The sequence below is a fragment of the Collinsella sp. TF07-1 genome, from assembly GCF_003437235.1.
Classification (GTDB): domain Bacteria; phylum Actinomycetota; class Coriobacteriia; order Coriobacteriales; family Coriobacteriaceae; genus Collinsella.
In genome coordinates this window covers 64,038-86,781 of the sequence record NZ_QSRV01000007.1, presented here as the reverse complement: position 1 = coordinate 86,781, position 22,744 = coordinate 64,038, and the positions used below count along the sequence as shown (strand labels likewise).

Sequence of the window (22,744 nt, the reverse complement as noted above, 5' to 3'; positions counted from 1 at the left end):
TTTGCGCTCTAGGTGATTGGAAGGCCTCCGGTTTCGACCGGGGGCCTTTTTCCATCTCGAGCCCGATCGCATTCGCATCACGCGCCTCCGTTTTTTCTTGCACTCCCCTTTTTGAAAGGACTTTCACCATGTCTCAGAACACCACCACCGCCCAGCCCCGCACCGTCCAGACCGCCGACCGTGGCAAACTCGATATCCGCGCACTTGTCTTGCTCGCCATCCTGCTTGCTGCCGGCTTCATTCTCAACTTCACCGTCGGCAAGGCAATCTCGGGCATCTCGGGCGGCATGATTAGCCCCGAGTTCATCATCTCGGCCTTCTGCCTCACCATTCTGGTCATTCGCCCCAACATTGGTCAGGCGCTCGTCATCGGCCTCATCTCGGCCGCCGTGATCCAGATCACCACCACCTCGCCGTTTGTCGATTTTGCCGCCGAGGGCATCGCCGCCATGCTCATGGCCCTCATCGTCAACGCCGCCGCCAAGGGAGGCCAGGTTAAGCCTGCCGTCGCCATCGCCGCAACGTTCGTGACCACCTTTGTCTCGGGCGTCATCTTCATGGTCATCAAGATGGCCATGCTTGGCGTGGTCGGCGAGCTCGCCGCCGCTATGCTGCCCGTCGTCGCCATGACCGCCGTCTTTAACGCCATTCTGGTCGGCGCCCTCTATCTGCCCATTCAGAAGGCCCTGAAGCTCAACTAACCCGCTCGGCTTTATGAGCCACCCCATCTTGGCGTTCATTCGTCGCTCGCGTACCCAAGTACGCTTCGCTCCTCTTTCGCGCCAACCTGGGGCCCCTCGTAAAGCCGTCTCCGCACTCCACCAACAAAGACTGTCCCAAACAACTAGCTCTTGGGGACGTTCTTAAACGACTAGTCATTAAAGAACGTCCCCGATGACTATGAAAGGTATCCATGGAAACGATCATCAACGTCGACGATGTCTCGTTCTCCTATGGCACGCAGACCGAGCAGGCGCTCAGCCACATCTCACTCAGCGTGAACAAGGGAGATTTCATCGGCATCATCGGGCCCTCGGGCGCCGGCAAGTCCACGCTTGCCGCCCGCCTGTCGGGCGCCGTGCCCCACCACTACACCGGCACGTTCTTTGGGTCCGTCATGGTTGACGGCCACGACACCTGCGAGGTCTCGTTGACCGACGTGTCGCAAATCGTCGGCAGCGTGCTGCAGGATATCGACACGCAAATGGTCGCCTCGGTCGTCGAGGACGAGATGCTCTTTGGCCTCGAGAACTTTGGCGTCCCCCATGACCAGATCGAGCAGCGCGTGAGCGAAACGCTCGAGACCGTCGGCATCAGCGACCTGCGCGACCGCGAGATTGCCACCCTCTCGGGCGGACAGAAGCAAAAGGTAGCCATCGCCGCCATTCTCGCTATGCGTCCGCGCGTCTTGGTTCTCGACGAGCCCACCGCGGCACTCGACCCTGCCAGCTCCACGCTGGTCTTCGAGACGCTGCGTGAGGCAAACCGCGCACTTGGAATCACCATCGTCGTCGTTGAGCAAAAGGTCGCCCTGCTCTCGGAGTACTGCAACCGCGTGCTCGTGCTCAACCATGGCGAAATCGCGCTGCAGGGCGAACCACACGAGGTCTTCGCGCATACCGACGAGCTCCGTGCCATCGGCGTCGACTGCCCTCGCGTCACGCGTATCTTCAATAGCCTCGAGGCCGATGGCCTGGTAAGCGGTACCCCTTGCTTGGATGTCGATGAGGCCGAGCGCCTGATTTCGGGCATCGTCGACCCCGCACACGCGGCCAGCGAAGCCCAGGCGCCCGCCGGCTCACCGCACGCACCGTCGTTGCGCCCTCATGCCAAGGACGCCGAACCCGTACTCACCTTCGACCATGTTGAGTTTGCCTATCCCAATGGCGGCGCCGCCGTACACGACCTTAGCCTGACGCTCTATCCCGGCGAGCTCGTGGGCATCGTCGGCCAAAACGGTGCCGGCAAGACCACGCTCACCAAGCTGCTCACAGGCCTGCTCAAGCCCGCCTCGGGCAGCGTGCGCGTCACGGGACTGGATACCGCGGCCGTTCCCACGAGCCGCATCGCCCGCGAAGTCGCAACCCTCTTCCAAAACCCCGACCGCCAGATCTGCAAGGATACCGTACTCGACGAGGTCGCTTTTGGCCTGGAGCTTGCCGGCATCGACCGTGCCGAGGCTCTGCGTCGCGCTCGACTCGTTATCGACCGCTTTGGCCTGCCTGCCGATGAGGCACCTTTCTCGCTTTCGCGCGGCCAGCGACAAATGGTGGCGCTTGCCTCCGTCGTAGTGGTTGAGCCCAAGATCGTCGTGCTCGACGAGCCCACGAGCGGCCTTGATTACCGCGAGTGCATGACCGTCATGGAAACGGTGCGCACCATGGCCGAGCGCGGCTGCGCCGTTATCATGGTCTGCCACGATATGGAAGTCGTCTCGGATTTTGCCGAGCGCATTGTGGTAATGGCCGACGGTAGCATCCTCGACCGCGGCCGCACGCACGAGCTATTCTCGAACATCGATCTCATGCAGCGTGCCTATGTTGAGCCGCCCCAGGTTATTGAACTCTCGCGCCGTCTGGCATCTTCCGTCTCGCCCGCTTTTGCACAGGTGAGCGAGGTCAGCGATGTCGTTCGCATTACCAAGGAGATGGTCCGCCGTGGTTAACGTCATCGACTACATGCCAGGCGATACGCTGCTGCATCGCCTGAACCCCGTCGTCAAATTGGGCCTCGCCGCCGCCATCATCGTCGGCATCTTCTTGTCCGACACCTACGTGGCGCTGCTGGGCTTTTTGGTGCTCACCCTTGCGCTGGGTGCCTATGCCGGCGTCGTCGACCGTCTGTTCTCGCTGCTCAAGTTGCTGATTCCGCTCGCGCTTATCATGCTGGTGCTCCAGCTTGCCTTTATGCGCGATGGCAACGTTGTGTGGGGCTTTATCACCGACACGGGCCTCATCACAGGATCGAAGGCCTGTCTGCGCCTGCTGGGTGTGGCGTTACCGCTCATCCTCATGCTCATGGTGACCAAGCTCAACGACCTTGCCAACGCCTGCGTCGAGGTGCTGCACGTACCGTATCGCTATGCCTTCACCTTTACCACGGCGCTGCGCTTTGTGCCGGTGTTTGGTCAGGAGATGAACGCCATCATGGAAGCGCAGACCGCGCGCGGCGTCGAGTACGACACCAAGAACCCTATCAAGAAGCTTAAGCTCATGCTGCCACTGTGTGTGCCGCTGCTCATCTCGAGCGTGGGCAAGACCGATGCCACGGCCTTGGCGGCAGAACAGCGCGGCTTCTATCTGCGCACGCGCGCCAGCTCGTACAAGCGCTACCCCATCAAGGGCCTGGACATCGCCGTACTCATCGTCAGCATCGCCCTCATCGCCATCGGCTTCCTGTTCTAGTTCGCCACCGACAGCAACCGCCCAACGCAAAAGGCCTCGGCTCGCACCAAACGAGCCGAGGCCTTTATTGTTTCACCAGATAAAACCTACCAAAATTAACCTGTCCCTTTTTGACGGGTCGGAAGCTAGAGGCGGTAGGGGACGCCGCTGCGGATGATGGATTCGCGCACCAGGACATCCATGGCATCGAGGGTGATCTCGGGCATCTCTCGATACTTCTGCAGCACCGATAGCTCGGTGCAGGCCAGAATGACACGGTCGCAGCCGCTACGGGCGAACTCCCACATCACGCGGTCGAACTTATCCATATCGGGCTCACGTCCGGCTTTCACATCATCGTAGATAAGCGACATCACATCGTTCTGACGTTTCTCGCTGGGATAGACAACCTCAACACCCGCAGCCTCGCATTCGCAGCCGTAGACGCCCGCGCCCACGGTTCCGTCGGTGCCCATAATGCCAATCTTGTGCACTGGCTCGGCCGGCATACTCAGGTTGGGGTCGAACTCGCACTCCCCCATCACCGCACCCGCAAGGGCATAGCGCACCGACTCACGCGGCATGTGAATAATCGGCACCTTCGTAAACGACTGGATCTGGTCGTAGAAGTAGTGCGACGTGTTGCAGGGAATGGCAATGTGCGCACAGCCCAGCGACTCGAGTGCCTGGGCACACTCTTTCATGGTCGCCAGCAGCTTGGCATGCTCGCCGGTCTTAATGGCAAGCGTGCGGTCGGGCATGGTCGACTTGGAGAGCACCACCATGTCGATATGTTCCTGATCGCAGGCAGCAGCCGTATGGCGCACCACCTGGTCGTAGTAATACGACGTGGCCTCGGCGCCCATGCCGCCGATAACTCCCAGCTTTTCCATCGCCGCCTCCTTGGTGACGCTTGCGCAATTGCGCGTATCATACCCGCGCCCGCCCGATGTAAACCGGACGGGCGCCGCACTCATCTACTTGTAATACGTCTTGAACAGCTTAAAGTGGCGCAGCTTGGTGTGCCACATGCGCAGCCAGCGGTTAAAGACAAAGTCGCCCTTCATAAACGAAGGGTCGGCGCCCTTGCCTTCCTTGTCCAGGCGATGCACCTTAGCGCGCAGCTCGGGATCCTTGACGTACTTGTCGACGACGCCCATGGGAACGACCATCCACAGCGCCTCGTCCTGCGCCGTCACAAACTCCGGCTCAAACGGGCGGTTGAACACATACTCGTCCACCACATACTTGGCAACGTTAAAGCCGCTGTTAGTGACGTAGTAGTTGCTGCGACCTTGGCGCGTGTTGAAATCGAAGAACTTAAACGAGCCGTCGCGCTCGTCGTACTTAACGTCAAAGTTGGAATAGCCCACAAAGTGAAGGTCCTCGAGCAACTTGCGCACGCCGCCCATGAGCTCGTCATTGGGCTCGGTGATGATACAGGCGTGGTTGCCGACACCGTGAGGCTGATGCTCCTCGAGCAGCACGTGACCCAGGCACATCATGCGCACCTTGCCGTTGCGGTCGGAATAACTGGTGAGTACGCGCATGTACTCGTCATTGCCGGGCACGCGATCCTGCAAGATCAGGTCGTCGGTGTAGCCGCTGGCATACGAGTCGCGAATGACCTGTTCCAGCTCGGCACGGTCGGCAATCTCATAGGCCTTTTTCTGGCCCTCGAACTCGTGCTGCCACCACATGATGCCGTCAGAAGGCTTCAGAATCATCGGGTAGGGAAAATCGATCTGGTCGAGCACTTCGGCAGGCGCCTCGCCTTGGGCGTTCAGCATCGCCATGGTGAAGGTAAAGGTATGCGGATAGGGCACGCCATGCTTCTCGCACAGCTCGTAGAAGATCTCCTTCTTCTGACACTGTTCAAGCATGCTATAGGGAGCGTAAGGCGCGACGATGTTATCCGCCAACTCATGGGCATCCTTGGCCTGAGCCACGAGGGCAACATAGTTATCGCCACAGCCCACAAGGACAATCGTCTTATCGGCATGCGCTTGGGCAATGCCGTTGACGGTCCTGAGCATCACGGGCATGGTATCGATATCCACGTTGGGCGTGTAGTCGATAATCTGGCTGCGGTACGCGGGACCCGTCTGATACTTGCCAAAGACCAGACTCTTGACCTGGTACTCCTCGTAGAAGGCGCGCGCCACCGAATAGGCGTTGATGTCGCCACCGAGCAGCACGGGAATGAACTCGCGCTCTGTAAACTGCAATGCCATGGAAACTTCCTATCATGAACTGCCCACACAACGGGCGGTCTTTGCGCAACTGATTTATTCTAGCGTGCCAAGCCGCCGGCGCCCAAAGCTCCACCGTATCTATGGCAATCGACGTGATCGTCCAGCATAAAGCCGCACTCACCGCGATGGGGCCTTGTAGCCGCAAACCCCCTGTTGAGATAGCTTTCACGACCGAAAGCCCGTCCGCAAACAGGCCCCCGTAACGTTAAAGTTGAACTCTATGGTTTCTCAACAATTCATCATAACTGCAGGTCAAAGCCAAAGCCTCAAGTTCAACTTGACCCTTTGGAACCTTTAAGGTTCAAGTTGAGGTCGAAAGCAGTAGTAGAATACCGTTCGAACCATAACCTACGATTGATTGCAGAGGGACTGGATGCAGCATTCGAATCATCGCGCCGCAGCGCTCATTGCGTCGAAGCCGGCTCGTATCATCACGAGCGCCGCACTCGCCGTTGCGCTGACGGCCACGCCGATGCTCTCCCCCGTTGCGGCGTATGCCGCCTCGCAGGCAACGCAGGACCAGCTTTCCGCAGCCCAGCAGAAGATCGAAGCCGCCACGAGCGCCTACAACGACGCCCGCACCAAACTCGATGACCTGCAAAAGCAGATTGACTCCAATGAGGCAAGCATCGAGGAAATCGAGGCTAAGCTTCCCGAGCAGCAGGCCAAGGCAAGCTCCGCCATGCGCGATCTGTACAAGTATCAGAAGGGCACCAACCCCATCGTGAGCTTCCTGGTCAACGCGCAGAGCCTGGGTGAGTTCATCACGACCTGCAAATACACCAACCAGATCACGAGCTCGAGCGTCGACGAGATCGAACAGCTCAATAACATGCAAACCGAACTCGAGCAGAACAAGGCTGAGCTCCAGCAGGCCAAGTCTCAGCTTGAGGCAGAGCAGAAAAACGCCGAGAATGCGTTGGCTCAGGCCCAGCAGCTCCGCAGCGAGGCACAGGCAAAAGCCGAGCAGGAAAATGCCGCCGAGCTTGCCAAGCTTGAGGCCGATAAGGCCGCTGCCGCCGAGAAGCTCTCGGGCGAGGGCGTAAGCGGCAGCAATTCCAGCAGCCAGGCCACCAACACCAACACCACCATCGGCACCACGGTGAACAACGCCAATACCGGTAGCTCCGATTACGATTCGTTCATTAATGAGTGGACGAGCCGCATCGACAATTATCTAGCCGGCTCCCCCATGGCAGGCCAGGGCTATAACTTTGCCGTCGCCGCTTGGAATACCGGTGTCGACCCCCGTTGGTCCCCCGCCATCGCCTGCATCGAGAGCACCAAGGGTGCTTATTGCGCCAATTCTTACAACGCCTGGGGCTGGAGTGCCCGTGGCGGCGGTTGGCGCAGCTTTGGCAGCTGGAGCGAGGGCATCTCCGCTCACGTTGCCTATCTGGGCGCCAACTACGGCTCCACCCTTACCCCAGCAGCGGCCAAAAAGTACTGCCCGCCCACGTGGCAGGACTGGTACAACAAAGTCGCCGCTCAGATGAACCGCATCTAGGTGCAACTGCAAAGGGCCCCAATGGGGCCCTTTTCTTTTAGGTAGCGGAGGTATCGACGACGCCGGTCGCATTGGCAACCGCGACTATGACGATCATGCATAGGAGCAGCATACCCAATGCCTTGAGCCAAAGTTTCGCGAGTTTCTTGCCGCGATAGCTGTCGAGCAGTGTGAATCGCCGACGAAGACGGCGCTTATCGAGCAGCGCAAAATGCATAAGCACCATAAGGCCATCGACAAAGAAAAAATACTCGATTATGAGAAGCCACGTCGGGTAGCCTTGGTTTGCTCCCGTGGGGTGAAAGACGGCAAAGTGACTTCCGGCAAAGAGCACAAGTAGCGAGAAGCAGACAAGCGTATTCCAAATGCGCCCCAGAGACTCCGGAACGCGAGAGAGCAGACCGCATGCAGCGGAGGCGGCAGGCCTAGGAAGCCCTGCGGGGTTCTGGAGCCCTTGGAGCGTCAACACCGTCTCCGAGGCCGGAGTACGGACAGGCGCAGGTGTAGGAGGCCGCACGGGGCGGCTCAGATCGTATGCCGAGCGCGTCGCCCGTCCCAACGCTTCCGCACTCGCAAAACGCTTGGCCGGGTCGAGCGCCATCGACATGCAGACGGCATCGGCAAGTGGAGTGGGAATGCCACGCGCCTCGCATTGCTCGTGCATGTCGAGCCCTGGTTTAGGGTCGACTCCCGTCAAGCAGAAGAACAACAGGGCGCCAAGTGCGTAGACGTCGCTGCGTACACTCGTCTGCCCAAACCCATACTGCTCGGGTGGCGCATAGGGTCGCGTGCCAAACTTGACGGTGTCTGCATCGGCGCCATCGCGCCACACGCGCGCGATCCCCAAGTCGATAATCACCAGCGACGAAAACGTCAGGCCCTCATCGAGCGTACAGTTCGCACCCGTCACGATGACATTCGACGGCTTGAGGTCGCGATGGATCACCGGCGCCGACGTCTCCCCCGCCATTGCAAAACCGGCGTGGAGCTCGCCCACGGCATCGCATAGGGCAGGATACAATTCACGCGCATAATCGGGGGTGGCTCCCAGACGGTCCACCAGCACCCCGAGCGTCTCCCCTTCGATGTATTCCATAACCACGTTGAGCTCGTCGCCCACACGACGACAATCGACGATTCTGGGCAGGTGCTCAAAACGCCTGCCTGCCCGCTGGGCGGCAAACAGACGCTCGTATGCCCCGCCGATTTGAGCCGAAGCATCGATGCGTTTACGGACAAAGGGGCCGAGCGAACCACCGCCGGTTCCTTCAAAGTACACGAGCTCGGTTGTTTCAACGGACGAGCGCTTAAGTACACGCTCCACGCGATAGCTGTCGTCGCGATCGAGCGACGCCAGATGTTCGGCAAGCGCTGCGGTCAGCTCGTCATCGGAATATGTTGTGGTCTGAGTATCCATAGCCTCCATCATAGCGCAGGGCGCAGACACCCCATGGCATCCGCGCCCCGTTCGTTTGCATCGTTGTTCGGCAGCTCCGCCGGCTCAGATATCAGCCGCTAACTCACCGTCTCCTCGCCAAAGCGATACAGCTCCTCGTTGACCTTTTGGAGGCTGCACCCGCGATCGATGCAAAAGATGATAATCGCATCACGGCGATCCTTGCAGTTGAGGACGCTTACCCCGGCAGCCGTCAGTGCACGGTTGGCCTCTTTGAGCGTCAGCGCCATCGCAAAGGCAATCTGCAGCACCTTATTGCGACTCGGGTGACGCGCACCGGTAAAGATCTGATAGCCAAAGGTCTCATTGAGATCGGCCATACGAACCACGCGCGAGCGCTCCAAGCCCTTTTCCTGCAGCAGCTGCTTCAGGTAGTCCGAAAGCGACGGGGCAGCAAAGTCGTGCTCCCTGATATAGCCATCGATGTTCGGCGCATCGAGAAGCTCATTGAGCAGCTCCTCGGTCAGCTTTTTATCGGGCATACGACTTCACCTCCCCCAGTGCATGCAACATGCTAGAAACCGCTTACGTCCGAACGCTCCCAGCTAGCAACCTGGTCGGGAGACACCGTACCCAGCGCCTCGAACTTCCAGGAGCCGCCCGCCTTCAGATGATTGGTGTTTGCAAGAGCCGTTCCAACCTGGTTGCCATCGGCATCATACAGAACATACTCAATCTGAATGTAGCTCTTTTCCTTGTCCGTGTTATTGGTAAGCGTGCCCGTGATCTTATAGGCAAACTGACTGGAGGTGTCTTCAGCCTCGTCAGCAATGGTATACGGTTCTTGCGATTCTTTTTGCTCCTCAGCCTGCTGTGTCGCCTCGGCAGGTTTTGCCGAATCGCTCGCAGACGAATCGGTTGAATTGCCACCCATGGAGCCCACGGCACCGACGATAACCAGCACCACGATGACGCCTAGGACAATCTTGCCGATCGGCTTCTTTCCCTCTTTTGCCATTATTCATCCTTCCTACGATCCGGCTACCGTGCCGGCACACAGCACATCGTAGAAAGGATTGAACTTGAATTCATTAGCTGAGGGCTAAGGTTGCGGTAAACGGCCAATGCAGCTATCCAGACGCCGAGCAAACGCACTTTGCGTGACCGTCTGCTGGCAGCGCATCAACCCACCGTGACGGATTTCCCGGTAAAGGCACTGATCATCATTAGGACAAAGAACACCAGGTAGCTGATGCTCAATAGGTACGCAATGATCAGGAAGACGACCCAGCCGACATTGGTCTTACCGTCGGCGCGGCGCTGCTCGCGAGAACGGCACAGCCAGACCGTCACGCCGATGGCGGTGATAAACAGTACGAGTGCCGCCGCAGCCAGCCCAGCAAACACAAACATCACGCCAATGCTCACAGCGATGACCGGAAGCAGCAGCAAACCGCATCCGCATCCACCCGGACTATATACGGCAGACTGTCGGCGTCGTTCCATCGTCACTCCAAGCCAAGCAATCGTTTGTAGACATCGAGGCCTTTGAGTAGGATTTCCTCGTCAAAGAGCATGGTATCAGTGTGAAGGGCGCTCGTGGCATAGGCGGGACAGCCATCCGAATCGATCGGATTATCTTGTCCCTCCGGCACGCCCGTACCCAGGAGGAAGAACACACCTGGCAGATGGCGCTGATAGAAAGCGAAGTCCTCGGCAATCAGCAAAGGCTCATCCACGAGTTGCAGCTCGGACAAGACAGGCGCAATGTGGGCGAACAGCACGGGGTCGTTATCGACCGGCGGATAGCCCTCGGCAAAGTCGAGGTCGTACGTACAGCCTGTTGCGGCGCAGGCCTCGTCCAACACGCGGCGCACGCCCTCACGCGCACGGTCGAACATGTCGTCCGTAAACACACGTAGGCTGCCGGCAACATGGGCCTCCCCCGCCACCGCATTGCAGACGGTGCCGGCCTGCAGCAGGCCGAACTTACCAATGCAGGGCTCGTCGACACCCAACTCGTCCATGAGCTCGCGCTCGGAAACCAAGAACTTGGCAGCCGCCAGCGCCGCATCGTGCGACTCCTCGACCGGAACGCCATAGGTCTTAGCGATATGGATGCTCGTGCCATGGATATGAATGTGTGTCTCACTCGAACGCGCCAGCAACGGACCGGAGCAGCTCGCCAACGTGCCGGCGGGCAGATCGGGCCACACGTGGAAGCCGAAGATGCGATCCACCCCGTAGCGCTCGAACACGCCGCTCTCGCACACCGTCTTGGCACCACCAGTCGTCTCCTCGGCCGGCTGAAACACAAAGAGCACATTGCGCTTAATGGCGCCCGGCTGCTCACGGATCGTACGGTCGACAAAGGTTGCCGCCGAAAGCGCCATGGCCATGTGTCCATCGTGCCCGCAAGCATGCATCTTGCCGGGATGGGTCGAAGCGAACGCTGCCCCCGTTGCCTCGGCAATGGGCAGCGCATCCATATCGGCGCGAATCGCCGTGGCATGCGCGGCGCCAACGCCAGCGTCGAAGAAAGCGCAGACGCAGCCGGGGCACGGATGGGTCACCTCGCAGGTGAGCGGTGCCAACACGCCCTCGATATAGGCGATCGTCTGCGGAAGATCGAAGTCGAGCTCCGGGATCCTGTGCAAGTCGCGGCGGTAGCGACGGAGTTCTTGGAGCTCGGCCATATTGGTTCCTTTCGTAGGTGCGCGTCGGCTGCTATCTATTGTGCCGCAAGATTGCTACACCCTTATTTCCAGCATATCCCTGCATTTTTTAAACGTTATATACGAATACTCTTGTTTGGTAAAGTGCAACGTGGTAGGGTCGTTACCACTTGATAGAGGCGCGGGCACGAAGAACCGCGGGTGAGCCGGCAGGCTTTGACCCCGTGGGGAGGCGAAACCCGCCGAACTGGGCTTTTCGGGCACGAACAACCTGGTGGGCCTGCGGGAAACACCCGCAGGACTGTCTGCAGCAATGCGGGAGCGCTATCCGGACATTGGGTCCACGCTATGCGGATTCGATGCGCAGATGGCGCCGTCTGGATAGCGAGGTTTACGGGACATGGCATTAACCCCCAACGAGGCATATGCGGCCAAGCAGCCGTTTGTGGACAAGAAGACGCTCGAGCATATCGTCGAGCAGTTCCCCACGCCATTTCATCTATATGACGAGGCGGGCATCCGACGCAACATGCAAGAGGTGCGCGACGCCTTCGCATGGAACCCGGGCTTTAAGGAATACTTTGCCGTCAAGGCCAATCCCAACCCGGCGCTCATCTCCATTCTCAACGAATACGGCTGCGGCTGCGATTGCTCGAGCTATACCGAGCTCATGATCGCCCGCTCGCTGGGTATCACGGGACACGACATCATGTTCTCATCCAACGACACGCCGGCAGCGGACTTTGAGCTCGCCGACAAGCTGGGCGCCATCGTCAACTTTGACGACATCAGCCACATCGAGTTCTTTGAGCGCGTCGCAGGCCCCATCCCCAAGACGGTCAGCTGCCGCTTTAATCCGGGCGGTCTGTTCCAGCTCTCCAACGGCATCATGGACAACCCCGGCGACTCCAAATACGGCATGACCACCGAGCAGCTCTTCGAGGCCTTTCGCACGCTCAAGGCCAAGGGCGCCGAAAACTTTGGCATCCACGCATTCCTTGCCAGCAACACCGTCACCAACGACTACTACCCCAAGCTCGCGCGCATCCTCTTTGAGCTTGCCGTGCGCCTGGAGCGCGAGACCGGCGCACACGTCGCCTTTATCAATCTGTCCGGCGGCGTCGGCATCCCCTACCTGCCCGAGCAGCAGGCCAACGATATCCATGCCATCGGCGAAGGAGTGCATGCGGCCTACGACGAGATTCTGGTTCCCGCCGGCATGGGCGATGTGGCAATCTGCACCGAGATGGGCCGCTTTATGATGGGCCCCTACGGCTGCCTGGTCACCAAGGCCATCCACGAGAAGCAAATCTACAAGGACTATATCGGTGTCGACGCAAGCGCCGTCGATCTGATCCGCCCTGCCATGTATGGCGCCTACCACCACATTACGGTGATGGGCCAGCCGGGTGGCTCCGACAAGACCGCGGCGCCTGTCACAAACACGTACGACATTACGGGCAATCTGTGCGAGAACAACGACAAGTTCGCCATCGACCGCGAGCTACCGCGGGTCGACATGGGTGATGTGCTCGTGATCCACGATACCGGCGCGCATGGTTACTCCATGGGCTACAACTACAACGGCCGTCTGCGCTCCGCCGAGGTGCTGCTGCGCCCCGATGGCTCGGCCGACCTCATCCGCCGTGCTGAGCGCCCGGGCGATTACTTTGCCACGCTCGACGTGCTGCCTAGCGGCCGAGAGCTGCTGGCCAAGTCGCGCGCCGAAAGTGCCCGCCGTCGCGCCCAGGACGAGCGTCTGGCCGTCGCCGCTCAGTGGAACAAACGCATCCAGATCGCGGAAGCGAAGGAGAAGAACATGGATATCCGCAACCTCGAGGGTTCGATCGTCGCCCTCGTCACGCCGTTTAAAAAGGACGGAAGCGTCGACTTTGACGCGCTCGAGCGCCTTATCGATTTCCACCTGCAAAACGGTACCGACGCCATCCTCACCCTGGGCACCACCGGCGAGAGCGCCACGATGACTGACGATGAGGACAACTCCGTTGTCGCCGCGGTGGTCAAGCAGGTTGCAGGCCGTGTCCCCGTCATCGCCGGCTCGGGCTCCAACTCCACGCAGACCATGCTCACCAAGTCGCTCACCTATCAGGGCCTGGGCGCCGACGGCCTGCTGCTCATTACCCCCTACTACAACAAGTCCAACGAGGAGGGCATCTACCAGCACTTTAAGACCGTTGCCGATGCCGTAGATATCCCCTGCATCCTGTACAACATCCCCGGCCGCTGCGGCTGCGGCATCAGCGAGCGCAACGTAGAGCGCTTGGCCGCGCACCCCAACATCATGGGTATTAAAGAAGCCTCGGGCAACGTCGCCTACGCGGCCAAGATCGCCCACCTGCTGTCCGATGACTTCCGCATGTACTCGGGCGAGGACGCCCTCACCGTGCCGCTCATGAGCCTGGGCGCCTCGGGCACCATCAGTGTGTGGGCCGATGTTCAGCCGCAGCTCGTGCACGACATGTGCCGCGCCTATCTGGACGGCGACGTAGCGCGCGCCCGCGATATCCAGATTGCCGGCCAGCCGCTCATCAATGCCCTCTTTAGCGAGGTCAACCCCATCCCAGTTAAGGAAGCGCTCGCCCAGATGGGTATGATCGAGGCAAACTACCGCATGCCGCTGTGCCCCATGGCCAACGACACGCGAGCCGCACTTACCGATGCTCTGAAGGGAGCTGGTCTGCTTGATTAAGACCGTCATTATGGGAACGGGCCGCATGGGCTCGCTCATCCGCACTACCGCCGAAGGCATTGTCGACGCCGCCGGGCAGCCCGTTTTTGATATCGTGGCCCACATCGGCTTCGACTTGTCCGAGCTCGAGAGCGCCCCGGCAGCCGACGTCATCATCGACTTCTCGAACGTCGTGACCTTCGATGCCGTCGTCGCCTATGTCGAGTGCACGGGCGCGGCGTTGGTCTCGGGCACTACAGGCTACACACCCGATCAGATGGACCGCCTGCGCGAGCTGGGTCAGAACGCCCGCGTCATGCACTCCGGCAATTACTCCATCGGTATCGCAGCCCTGCGTCATCTGGTAGCACAGGCCACACGCGAGCTGCCCGGCTTTGACTGCGAAATCGTCGAGACGCACCATAACCAAAAGATCGATGCCCCCAGCGGCACTGCAAAGCTGCTGCTCGACGCCGTAGTCGAGGCCGAGCCCAAGGCAGGCTACCACCCCGTCTATGGCCGCGAGGGCATGTGCGGAGCGCGCGACCCCAAGGAGATCGGCATGCACTCGCTGCGCGGTGGCACTGTCGCCGGCGTGCACGAAGTGAGTTTCTTTGGCCAGGACGAAGAAGTCACGCTCACGCATCGCGCCACAAGCCGTCAGATCTTCGTCAACGGCGCCCTGGCAGCCGCGCAGAAGCTCGTCACCCGCGAGCACGGCTTCTATACGTTCGACCAGGTCATGTTTGCCTAACCAGGTATCAACCGGATCCACCCAAAGGAGAGACAGCAAATGAGCAATGCAGCCGAGATGGATGCCCAGGAGATTATCAACTACATCGCCACAGCGCCCAAAAAGACGCCCGTCAAACTGTACGTGCGCGAGAAGCCCGGCATGAAGGTCCAGTGGGGCAATGCGCACGTCTACGGCGGTCGTCGTGGCAAGACCGTCTTTGGTGACTGGGATGAGCTCAAAGCCATCCTTGATGCCAATGCCGATTCCATCGATTACTACGATGTGGAGAACGATTGCCGCAACTCCGCCGTGCCCATGCTCGACCTTAAGGGCATCAACGCCCGCATCGAGCCGGGCGCGATCATCCGTGACCGCGTCGAGATCGGCGATCGCGCCGTCATCATGATGGGTGCCATCATCAATATCGGCTCCGTCATCGGTGAGGGCTCCATGATCGACATGGGCGCCGTGCTGGGCGGCCGCGCCACAGTGGGCAAGAACTGCCACATCGGCGCTGGAACCGTGTTGGCAGGCGTCGTTGAACCCGCAAGCGCCACGCCCGTCATCATCGAGGACGATGTCATGATCGGCGCCAACGCCGTGGTCCTGGAAGGCGTGCACGTAGGCAAGGGCGCTGTCGTTGCCGCCGGCGCCGTGTGCGTCGAGGACGTCCCCGCTGGTGCCGTCGTGGCCGGCGTCCCCGCCCGCGTCATCAAGATGCGCGACGAGAAGACCGACAGCAAGACCGGACTCGAGGAAGGCTTACGCCGGCTGTAGAAGTTACGCGGGTTTACCAACCCGCGTAACGGCTCGACGCTGCAAACGCCCCAGAGCGGCAATCTGACGTTCAATCGTCGGGCATGACCAAAAGGTCAATGCCCTCCTCTTTCACGTCACCTTGCTCGCTCTGGGGCGTTTTCGCTGACCTATGCTCAACCAGTAGCGTAATTAAGCCCCAAGTAAAAAGGCCGAAGCCCTCATCCGAGGCTTCGGCCTTCGCTTTCTCGCTGCAGGCGTAACGCAACTTATCGATTCTCGATGCTGCCGATATTCTTGAGCTCGATGGAGATGAGGCCGTTGGGTTCGTTGACAAACTCGATGTACTCGGAGTTCGAACCCATCTCGGCCGGAAAGCTGATCTCGATACCCGTGTCGGTACGAATCTTATGATTGCGTACCGCCGCGCGTTCGACCTGCTTGCGCTCCACGGGCACACGCTCAGGTACCTTCTCCTCGGTCAGTGCCGCGCGCACACTTTCCTTGATGACCGGCTCGTCCTCAAAGACCTCATCGACGATATCCCAGGGCGGAAGCTCCTCGTCATCCTCGACCTTCTCGGCCACAGCGGCCTTAACCTTGGCGAGCGCCACGGCCGTGTTGGCGCCGTGCTCCTCGGCGACTTCCTCGACCACACGCGTCACGGTGTCGATGACCTCCTTGCCCGATACGCCCGTGTCGCACTGCAGCAGGCCATCGGGGATAAGCATACGGTCCTCGCCGGCAATCTTGCGCTTCTTGTCCACATAGCCGATCTCCATGGTGCTCGCGCGCACGATGGCATAGCTCGGCACCTTTTGCGAGGGGTTCGGCAGAATGGCGTAGTGGCGCGCGATGTCGTTGCGCACCTCCCCCTCCTCGCGGCCCACCTCGTGCATAAAAGCCTGCTTGGAGCCCAGCAGCATCACGGCAAACCAGCGGGCATCCTCATCGTCGTCAAAATCGGCCACGAGCACGTCAGTCGACTCGGCTTTCTCGGCCTTGGTGAGTTCGGAAGAGATGAACTCCGCAATCTGCTGCGACAGGTCCACGAACTCGCGCTCGCCAAAGAAATAGCCCTTGAGCTCGCCGCCAAACGCAGAGTTCTCGGCAAACGTGGCGCGTTTATTGTCGGCCGAGGTACGTGCGCGGCGCAGATGCGTGGTCACGAAGTTGCGCACGGTACGGCTCTCGATATCGAGCTCGCGCTGGCTCATGACGTTGACGGCAGAGTCAAAGTCCAGGATATGCAGAATCGCGTGATTGATTTTCATATACGGCATTCCGTTCTAGATCGATTTCGGCACGAACCAGTATAGCGGTCGATCCCGCCCCAGACGCATCGAAGATTGGTGCATCGGGGTCAGGTTGCTTTGCACCAATGGCTAGCGCAGGAGCTCGGACTGCCATGCCTCGAGCTGCTCGGCAAAGCTCTTGCCGCTCGTGGGTACGCTGGGCTCGGGGCGCTTGGGCAACAGCGCGCATTTAAGGATTGCCACGATGGTCTGCGAGACAAAGCGTCGCGTATCCTTGTCAAAGCCTTGCGCAGCCTGGAGCATCACGGGCAGGCTCTCGCGCAGATTCCCAGCGATATCCGCAAACCGCTCAGCACCCGTAGCCTCAAACACGGAGAACAACGCATCTACAAAACGCTCGCGCTCGCTAGGCGACACTGCAAGCAGCATCTCGCGAATAGAGCCATCAACGTATCGAGCACCGGCGGACAGGCGCTCACAGTACACGAAGTCGCGACCATCAACCACCCAGCTAAAGGGATTATGCTGCAGCAGGCTGAACTCGGTGCTCTCAACGATGGCATAGTCCTCCTGTGTCTCGAACATCATGCCAAAGATCGACGACCGAGGTAGCGTCTTGTCGATTCGACCGGAAAGATCGGCAAAGGCGTTGCCGTTCAGAAACTCCTCGACGAAGCCCGGACCATCATGGGAATACACCCGTTCGATTCGCTCACGGGCGACGTCGGAGCACATCGCCGCACCGTACACCGCAAGGTTTCCGCCCTTGGAATGACCTCCGCACAAAAGCGGCCCGTCAATCGCATCCGCCGCCTCGTCCACATAACGCGCCGCAGATTCCTGGGCCGGCACGGGACACCGGAACGCCATGTTAAAGTCCTCTTTCCAGCCCACAATCGTGCTGTCGGTCCCCCGGAAGGAAAGATAACTAAACCCCGCCGGAAATCGGAACGTCATAGCCGCAAATTGTTCCGTCGTCTCGGCATCACTCACGGTACGATAGCCGCAAACACGAACGCCACGGTAGCGAGGGCTTGCTGCCACGGCCTCCAACAAGGCCCTGCTCCCCTCCGGATCCCACAGGTCGCCAATCATGTCCCGGTAGCACTCGGCACGCAGCAGCTCGCGTACGTCTAGGCCCTGCCAGTTCGTCAGCTCCGCCATATCACCCGGCAAACGCAAATAGGACAACCACGCAAAGACCAGGCTATCCACCGCGCAGAACGGCCGTTCCTCAAACGGATCAAACGCCGTCTGGGCATAGGTCAAAAAATTAGGCGAATCCGACATGGCTCTCCCATCAACAATGGCGCATTGGGATGGTGCGTTGGGGTCAGGTTGCTTTGCACCAAAAAGGCGCCCGGGCCGTGTGGACCCAGACGCCTTCATTGTAGCTTTTCGCTCTGGCGAGCTCGATTTAGCAGGAGAAGTCGACGCTGTCGATGATGTCCTTGAGGGCCTTGGCGGAGGCGGTAAGCTCATGCTGCTCGTCATCGTTCAGCGGCACGGGAACGCGGCAGACAACGCCGTCACGGCCAACGACGGTCGGCATGGAGATGGCAAGGTCGGACAGGCCATACTCGCCCACCATGAGCGAGGAGACGGGCAGAACGGTCTGCTCATCGCGCATGACAGCGGTGCAGATGCGCTTGACGGCCATGGCGACACCGTAGTAGGTGGCGTGCTTCTTCTCAATGATGGTGTAAGCGGAGTTCTTGACGTCCTCGGCGATGCGCTTCTCGGCAGCCTCATGCTCCAGATGGCCGTGAAGCTCGCAGAAGGTGTTCAGCGGCACGCCGGCAACCTGAGCGCTGGACCAAGCGACAAACTCGGAGTCGCCGTGCTCACCCATGACATAGGCCTGGACATCGCGCGGGTCAACCTCGACGTGGGCACCAAGCATCTGCTGCAGACGGCCGGTGTCGAGTACAGTGCCCGAACCGATGACGTGACCCTCGGGCAGGCCGGACATCTTGATGGCGGCGTAGGTCAGAACGTCGACCGGGTTGGAGACGATGAGTAGAATGCCGTCGAAGCCAGACTTCTTAATCTCGGGAATAATGGACTTAAAGATGCTGACGTTCTTGTTGACCAGGTCCAGGCGGGTCTCACCGGGCTTCTGGGCAGCGCCAGCGGTGACGACGATCATGGCAGCGTCGGCGACATCGGAATAATCGCCGGCGTAGATCTTCATCGGCTCGGCAAACGTCATACCGTGCGCGATATCCAGGGCCTCACCCTCGGCGCGGTTCTTGTCCACGTCGATGAGGACCATCTCGGAGAACAGACCACTCTGCATCAACGCAAACGCCGAAGACGAGCCGACGAAACCGCAGCCGACAATAGCGACCTTCTTCTCATTAACCATTAGAAACTCCCATCTCGCTCCACAAACAAACCGCCCGGGAACGACCCCGAGCGGCTTGTCGTAATCCCAATATATCCAATCGGGACTTTGATTATGCTCCTATTCGCAGCCAAATATCGACCGTTTACCGAAATTATTTGCAGGATTCGTAAAATAACTGCACGAAATCGGTTTCGAGCTATTGACGCACCGAAATAGGTTTCTAATACAGGCCCGCCTCGCGAATGGCCTCGACAGCCAAAGCGATCTGATCGGGCGGCAGGACCAGCGCCATGCGCACGTGTCCCTCGCCCGAAGGACCAAAGCTCGCGCCCGGCGTCACCACAACGCCGGCCTTCTCCATGAGCTCCTCGCAAAACGCCATGGAATCGGTGCGACCACCGGGAAGCTTGGCCCACACAAACATGGAGCCATGCGCGTTGGGACGCTCCCAGCCCAAGCCCTCAAGACCGTCGCACAGGGCATCGCGGCGCACCTGGTACTTCAGACGCTGCGCCTCGACCTCATCGCGCGGACCGTTGAGGCACGCGATGGCAGCCTTCTGGATCGGGAAGAACATACCGAAGTCGATCTGGCCGCGCAGCTTGGCAAAAGCCGAGACCACATCCTCGCGACCGACCAAAAAGCCGATGCGCGCGCCGGTGACGTTAAACGACTTAGAGAGCGAAAAGAACTCAACGCCCACCTCGAGCGCGCCGGGATACTGCAAAAAGCTTCCGCCCGGCTCGCCGTCGAACACGATGTCGGAGTACGCGTTGTCATGGACGATGAGCAGGTCGTGCTCGCGAGCAAAGGCGATAATCTCCTCGTAGACCTCGGGCGTGCCCACCGAGCCGACCGGGTTCGCGGGCAGCGACACGATCATATACTTGGCACGATCGGCAACCTCAGGATCGATACCCGCCACATAGGGCAGGTAATTATGCTCGGCGACCAACGGATAGTACTCGAGCTTGGCATCGGCGATCTTGGCACCCGCCTCAAAGACCGGGTAGCACGGATCGGGAACCAGGATGGTGTCACCAGGATCGAGCAGGGCCAGGCCCAAATGGCCCACGCCCTCCTGCGTGCCGTTGCACGACTGCACCATGGACGGCGTAATGCCCGAAACGCCAAAGCGACGCTCATAGTAATCGCACACGGCCTGCTTGAGCTCGGGCAGGTCGCGCAGGGCGTACTTCCACATCTCGGGGTCCTGGGCCGCCTGCGTGAGCGCCTCGACCACGTGGTCGTACGGCTTAAAGTCGGGCGTGCCCACGCTCATGTTGTAAATGGTCTTGCCCTGGGCCTTAAGCGCAAGAAGCTTGTTGTTGAGCGAGGCGAAGACCTCCGCGCCAAAGCGGTCGAGACGCTGCGATGCCTGCATGGTGCCACCTTTCGATATAAAAAACGCGGCGCTCCGACAAGAGCGCCGCGCGATACGGGCCATCAGATTGCAAAAGTGTAACGCTTACAACCCCCGTACTGGTTCAATTTAGCCAACCTTAGTCAATCGGATTGAGCGCATCGATCTGCGCAAGCCACAGACGCGAGCTGGCGTCACTCGGCATACGCCAATCGCCACGCGGGCTGAGCGTCACCGAGCCCACCTTGGGACCGTCGGGCAGGCAGCTTCGCTTAAACTGCTGGGCAAAGAAGCGGCGGTAGAACGTACGCAGCCACGTGTGGACGGTCTTGGCGTCGTAGACGCCCTCGAAGCTCTTGAGCGCCATGCGGTAGATCTTGCCCGGCTCAAAGCCAAAACGTAGCAGGTAGTAGAGGAAGTAGTCGTGCAGCTCGTACGGGCCCACCAAATCCTCAGTCTTCTGCGCAATCTCGCCGTCGCCCGTGGGCGGCAGAAGCTCGGGAGATACCGGCGTATCGAGGATATCGAGCAAGACCTCGGCAATACGCCCGCCAAAGACATCAGCCGCATAGCGCACCAGATGACGCACAAGCGTCTTGGGCACGCTCGCGTTGACGGCGTACATGCTCATGTGGTCGCCGTTATAGGTAGCCCAGCCGAGCGCCAGCTCCGACAGATCGCCCGTACCGATGACAAAACCGCCGGCCTGGTTGGCTAGGTCCATCAGAATCTGCGTACGCTCGCGCGCCTGGCTGTTCTCGTAGGTCACGTCCTGTACGGCCGGATCGTGCTCGATATCCTTAAAGTGCTGCTCCACGGCCGCATGAATCGAAACCTCGCGGAAACTCACACCCAGGTCGCGAGCAAGCGACTCGGCATTGGACTTGGTGCGGTGCGTCGTGCCAAAGCCGGGCATGGACACGGCCGTGATACCGGTGCGCAGCAGCCCCAGTGCATCGAAGGCGCGCACGGTCACAAGCAGTGCTAGCGTGGAGTCCAGGCCGCCCGAAAGACCGATGACAGCCGCCTTGGTACCCGTATGGGCAAGGCGGGTCTTGAGGCCGGCGGTCTGCAGGTCGAGGATGGTCTCGCAGCGCTCGGCCAGATCACCGTGGTCGGCCGGCACAAAAGGCGCGCGAGGGAAAACGCGGTCGATATCAAGCGCATCGCGAAGAACAGGATCCTTCGCAAGCACGCCCTCAAACGAAAACTCAACGGTCGTGGCCTCCGGCGCATCGTCCGCGCGCGTCCACGTCGTCGAGCGACGGCGCTCGGCAACCAGGCGGTCAAGATCAACGTCGGCGATGGCCATATCGCAGGTAAGCAGTTTGGTCGCGGCGAGCTTGGATCCGTTTTCGTAGACGAGGTTCTCGCCCGCAAAGACCATATCGGTCGTGGACTCGCCCTCGCTCGCGTCCGCGTAGGCATAGGCGCAGTACAGGCGCGCGCTCTGGTTGGAGATAAGGCTGCGGCGGTAATCTGCCTTACCGATAATCTCGTCCGAGGCCGACGGGTTGAGAATCACCGTCGCACCGGCAAGCGCCATCTCGGTCGAAGGGGGTGCCGGCACCCACAGGTCCTCGCACACCTCGACACCCAGCACCATATCCTCGGCGCCTTCATCACAGCAGCGGTAGACAAGCCCCGAACCCAGCGGAACCGGACCCTGACCGGCAAACTCGACCCACACAGGATCTGCGGGCGCCGGAGCAAACCAGCGGCACTCGTAGAACTCGCCATAGTTGGGCAGATACTTCTTGGCCGTGAGGCCCAAAAGCTCGCCCGCGCAGCACACGGCGGCGCAGTTGTAGATATTCTCGGCAACCGCAACGGGAAGACCGATGGTAAAGACAATCGACAGCTCACGAGTCTCGTCGAGGATATGCACCAGAGCAGCCTCACAGGCATGCAGCAGCGTGCGGTTATGGAACAGATCAGCCGCGGTATAGCCGGTCAGGTTAAGCTCGGGCAACACCAACGCGCGAACGCCACGCCCGGCAGCATCGCGAACAGCCGCCAGCGCAACCTCGACATTGCCCTCGACATCGGCGACGCGAATCTGCGGCGATGCCGCCGCAACCCGCAGAAAGCCGTCGTTCTTATTAGCCGAAACGCAGCATTGCCTTGTTGATCTGGACACTGGAGGCCCCTTCTACCCTGAGATTCAGTCTAACGGACGTTCACATATCTCTAACTAGCCAAAGCAACCTCCCAGTTTACTGAGACGCTAACCTGTGCTAAGAGCATGTATTCCAAAAAAATCTTTAATTAAAAAAGGAGAAATCGATAATCGACTTCTCCTTTAAGCGAGGCAAGAAAATTCCGAAACTAATGGCAGAATTTATCCATGTAGTCCTCAAAGTCGAACACTTCTACCA

Annotated in this window: 19 protein-coding genes and 1 riboswitch; of the genes, 7 read left to right on the top strand and 12 right to left on the bottom strand. The window is 59.9% G+C overall.

Going from position 1 to position 22,744, the window contains the following annotated elements:
• Window positions 1-128: 128 nt before the first annotated feature.
• The 3 genes from DXC67_RS04400 (at window position 129) to DXC67_RS04390 (ending at window position 3,404) form a co-directional block, all read left to right on the top strand.
• Window positions 129-701 carry a hypothetical protein gene (locus tag DXC67_RS04400; RefSeq protein WP_117637500.1) on the top strand — a complete coding sequence of 191 codons (573 nt, stop codon included), beginning with the start codon at window positions 129-131 and terminating at the stop codon, window positions 699-701.
• A gap of 212 nt (window positions 702-913) precedes the next feature.
• Window positions 914-2,665: an ABC transporter ATP-binding protein gene (locus tag DXC67_RS04395; protein ID WP_117637499.1), complete on the top strand. Its 1,752-nt coding sequence runs from the start codon at window positions 914-916 to the stop codon at window positions 2,663-2,665.
• Window positions 2,658-3,404, top strand: a complete 747-nt coding sequence (locus DXC67_RS04390) for an energy-coupling factor transporter transmembrane protein EcfT (RefSeq protein ID WP_117637498.1) — start codon at window positions 2,658-2,660, stop codon at window positions 3,402-3,404. Before DXC67_RS04395 ends, DXC67_RS04390 begins: the two co-directional genes overlap by 8 nt.
• A gap of 125 nt (window positions 3,405-3,529) precedes the next feature.
• Here the strand turns inward: DXC67_RS04390 and DXC67_RS04385 are convergent, their stop codons facing one another.
• The gene (locus DXC67_RS04385; RefSeq protein WP_233503157.1) at window positions 3,530-4,276 is read right to left on the bottom strand and encodes an aspartate/glutamate racemase family protein; all 747 of its coding nucleotides are present in this window, start codon (window positions 4,274-4,276) and stop codon (window positions 3,530-3,532) included.
• A gap of 84 nt (window positions 4,277-4,360) precedes the next feature.
• Window positions 4,361-5,617 (bottom strand): ATP-grasp domain-containing protein, encoded by a 1,257-nt coding sequence (locus DXC67_RS04380; RefSeq protein ID WP_099431498.1) that lies wholly within the window; start codon window positions 5,615-5,617, stop codon window positions 4,361-4,363.
• A gap of 394 nt (window positions 5,618-6,011) precedes the next feature.
• Between DXC67_RS04380 and DXC67_RS04375 the strand changes: the two genes are divergently transcribed.
• A complete protein-coding gene (locus tag DXC67_RS04375) occupies window positions 6,012-7,145 on the top strand; it encodes a glucosaminidase domain-containing protein (protein WP_117637496.1) in 1,134 nt (377 codons plus the stop codon).
• Between the two features lie 37 nt (window positions 7,146-7,182).
• Here the strand turns inward: DXC67_RS04375 and DXC67_RS04370 are convergent, their stop codons facing one another.
• From DXC67_RS04370 to DXC67_RS04350, 5 genes are all read right to left on the bottom strand, one after another.
• The gene (locus DXC67_RS04370; RefSeq protein ID WP_158551286.1) at window positions 7,183-8,562 is read right to left on the bottom strand and encodes a protein kinase; all 1,380 of its coding nucleotides are present in this window, start codon (window positions 8,560-8,562) and stop codon (window positions 7,183-7,185) included.
• 98 nt (window positions 8,563-8,660) lie between these two features.
• Complete coding sequence (locus tag DXC67_RS04365; RefSeq protein ID WP_117637494.1) at window positions 8,661-9,083, bottom strand: XRE family transcriptional regulator; 423 nt, start codon at window positions 9,081-9,083, stop codon at window positions 8,661-8,663.
• A gap of 32 nt (window positions 9,084-9,115) precedes the next feature.
• On the bottom strand, window positions 9,116-9,559 hold the full coding sequence (locus DXC67_RS04360; RefSeq protein ID WP_117637493.1) for an FxLYD domain-containing protein: 444 nt from the start codon (window positions 9,557-9,559) through the stop codon (window positions 9,116-9,118).
• A gap of 164 nt (window positions 9,560-9,723) precedes the next feature.
• Window positions 9,724-10,047, bottom strand: coding sequence for a hypothetical protein (locus tag DXC67_RS04355; RefSeq protein ID WP_143759215.1), 324 nt, complete (start codon window positions 10,045-10,047; stop codon window positions 9,724-9,726).
• Between the two features lie 2 nt (window positions 10,048-10,049).
• Complete coding sequence (locus tag DXC67_RS04350) at window positions 10,050-11,237, bottom strand: N-acetyldiaminopimelate deacetylase (RefSeq protein WP_117637492.1); 1,188 nt, start codon at window positions 11,235-11,237, stop codon at window positions 10,050-10,052.
• 145 nt (window positions 11,238-11,382) lie between these two features.
• Window positions 11,383-11,551, top strand: a riboswitch (Lysine riboswitch).
• A gap of 65 nt (window positions 11,552-11,616) precedes the next feature.
• Here DXC67_RS04350 and dapA point away from each other — a divergent pair.
• Genes dapA through dapD form a run of 3 tightly spaced genes read left to right on the top strand, consistent with a single transcriptional unit; the run spans window position 11,617 to window position 15,418 of the window.
• Complete coding sequence (dapA, locus tag DXC67_RS10575) at window positions 11,617-13,926, top strand: 4-hydroxy-tetrahydrodipicolinate synthase (protein WP_117637491.1); 2,310 nt, start codon at window positions 11,617-11,619, stop codon at window positions 13,924-13,926.
• Window positions 13,919-14,659: a 4-hydroxy-tetrahydrodipicolinate reductase gene (dapB, locus tag DXC67_RS04340; RefSeq protein WP_199410604.1), complete on the top strand. Its 741-nt coding sequence runs from the start codon at window positions 13,919-13,921 to the stop codon at window positions 14,657-14,659. Before dapA ends, dapB begins: the two co-directional genes overlap by 8 nt.
• A 39-nt stretch (window positions 14,660-14,698) precedes the next feature.
• On the top strand, window positions 14,699-15,418 hold the full coding sequence (dapD, locus tag DXC67_RS04335; RefSeq protein ID WP_117637490.1) for a 2,3,4,5-tetrahydropyridine-2,6-dicarboxylate N-acetyltransferase: 720 nt from the start codon (window positions 14,699-14,701) through the stop codon (window positions 15,416-15,418).
• A 248-nt stretch (window positions 15,419-15,666) separates the two neighbouring features.
• On the opposite strand, the gene DXC67_RS04330 is transcribed toward dapD, so the two are convergent.
• The 5 genes from DXC67_RS04330 to DXC67_RS04310 form a co-directional block, all read right to left on the bottom strand.
• Window positions 15,667-16,671 carry a nucleoid-associated protein gene (locus DXC67_RS04330; RefSeq protein ID WP_022094136.1) on the bottom strand — a complete coding sequence of 335 codons (1,005 nt, stop codon included), beginning with the start codon at window positions 16,669-16,671 and terminating at the stop codon, window positions 15,667-15,669.
• Between the two features lie 111 nt (window positions 16,672-16,782).
• Window positions 16,783-17,943 (bottom strand): DUF2974 domain-containing protein, encoded by a 1,161-nt coding sequence (locus tag DXC67_RS04325; RefSeq protein WP_117637489.1) that lies wholly within the window; start codon window positions 17,941-17,943, stop codon window positions 16,783-16,785.
• A 127-nt stretch (window positions 17,944-18,070) separates the two neighbouring features.
• Window positions 18,071-19,021 carry an L-lactate dehydrogenase gene (locus DXC67_RS04320; protein ID WP_089573042.1) on the bottom strand — a complete coding sequence of 317 codons (951 nt, stop codon included), beginning with the start codon at window positions 19,019-19,021 and terminating at the stop codon, window positions 18,071-18,073.
• A 202-nt stretch (window positions 19,022-19,223) separates the two neighbouring features.
• Window positions 19,224-20,387 carry a pyridoxal phosphate-dependent aminotransferase gene (locus tag DXC67_RS04315; RefSeq protein ID WP_117637488.1) on the bottom strand — a complete coding sequence of 388 codons (1,164 nt, stop codon included), beginning with the start codon at window positions 20,385-20,387 and terminating at the stop codon, window positions 19,224-19,226.
• A 118-nt stretch (window positions 20,388-20,505) separates the two neighbouring features.
• Entirely contained in the window at window positions 20,506-22,506 is a 2,001-nt protein-coding gene (locus DXC67_RS04310; RefSeq protein WP_117637487.1) for an NAD(+) synthase, read from the bottom strand.
• Window positions 22,507-22,744: the final 238 nt, after the last annotated feature.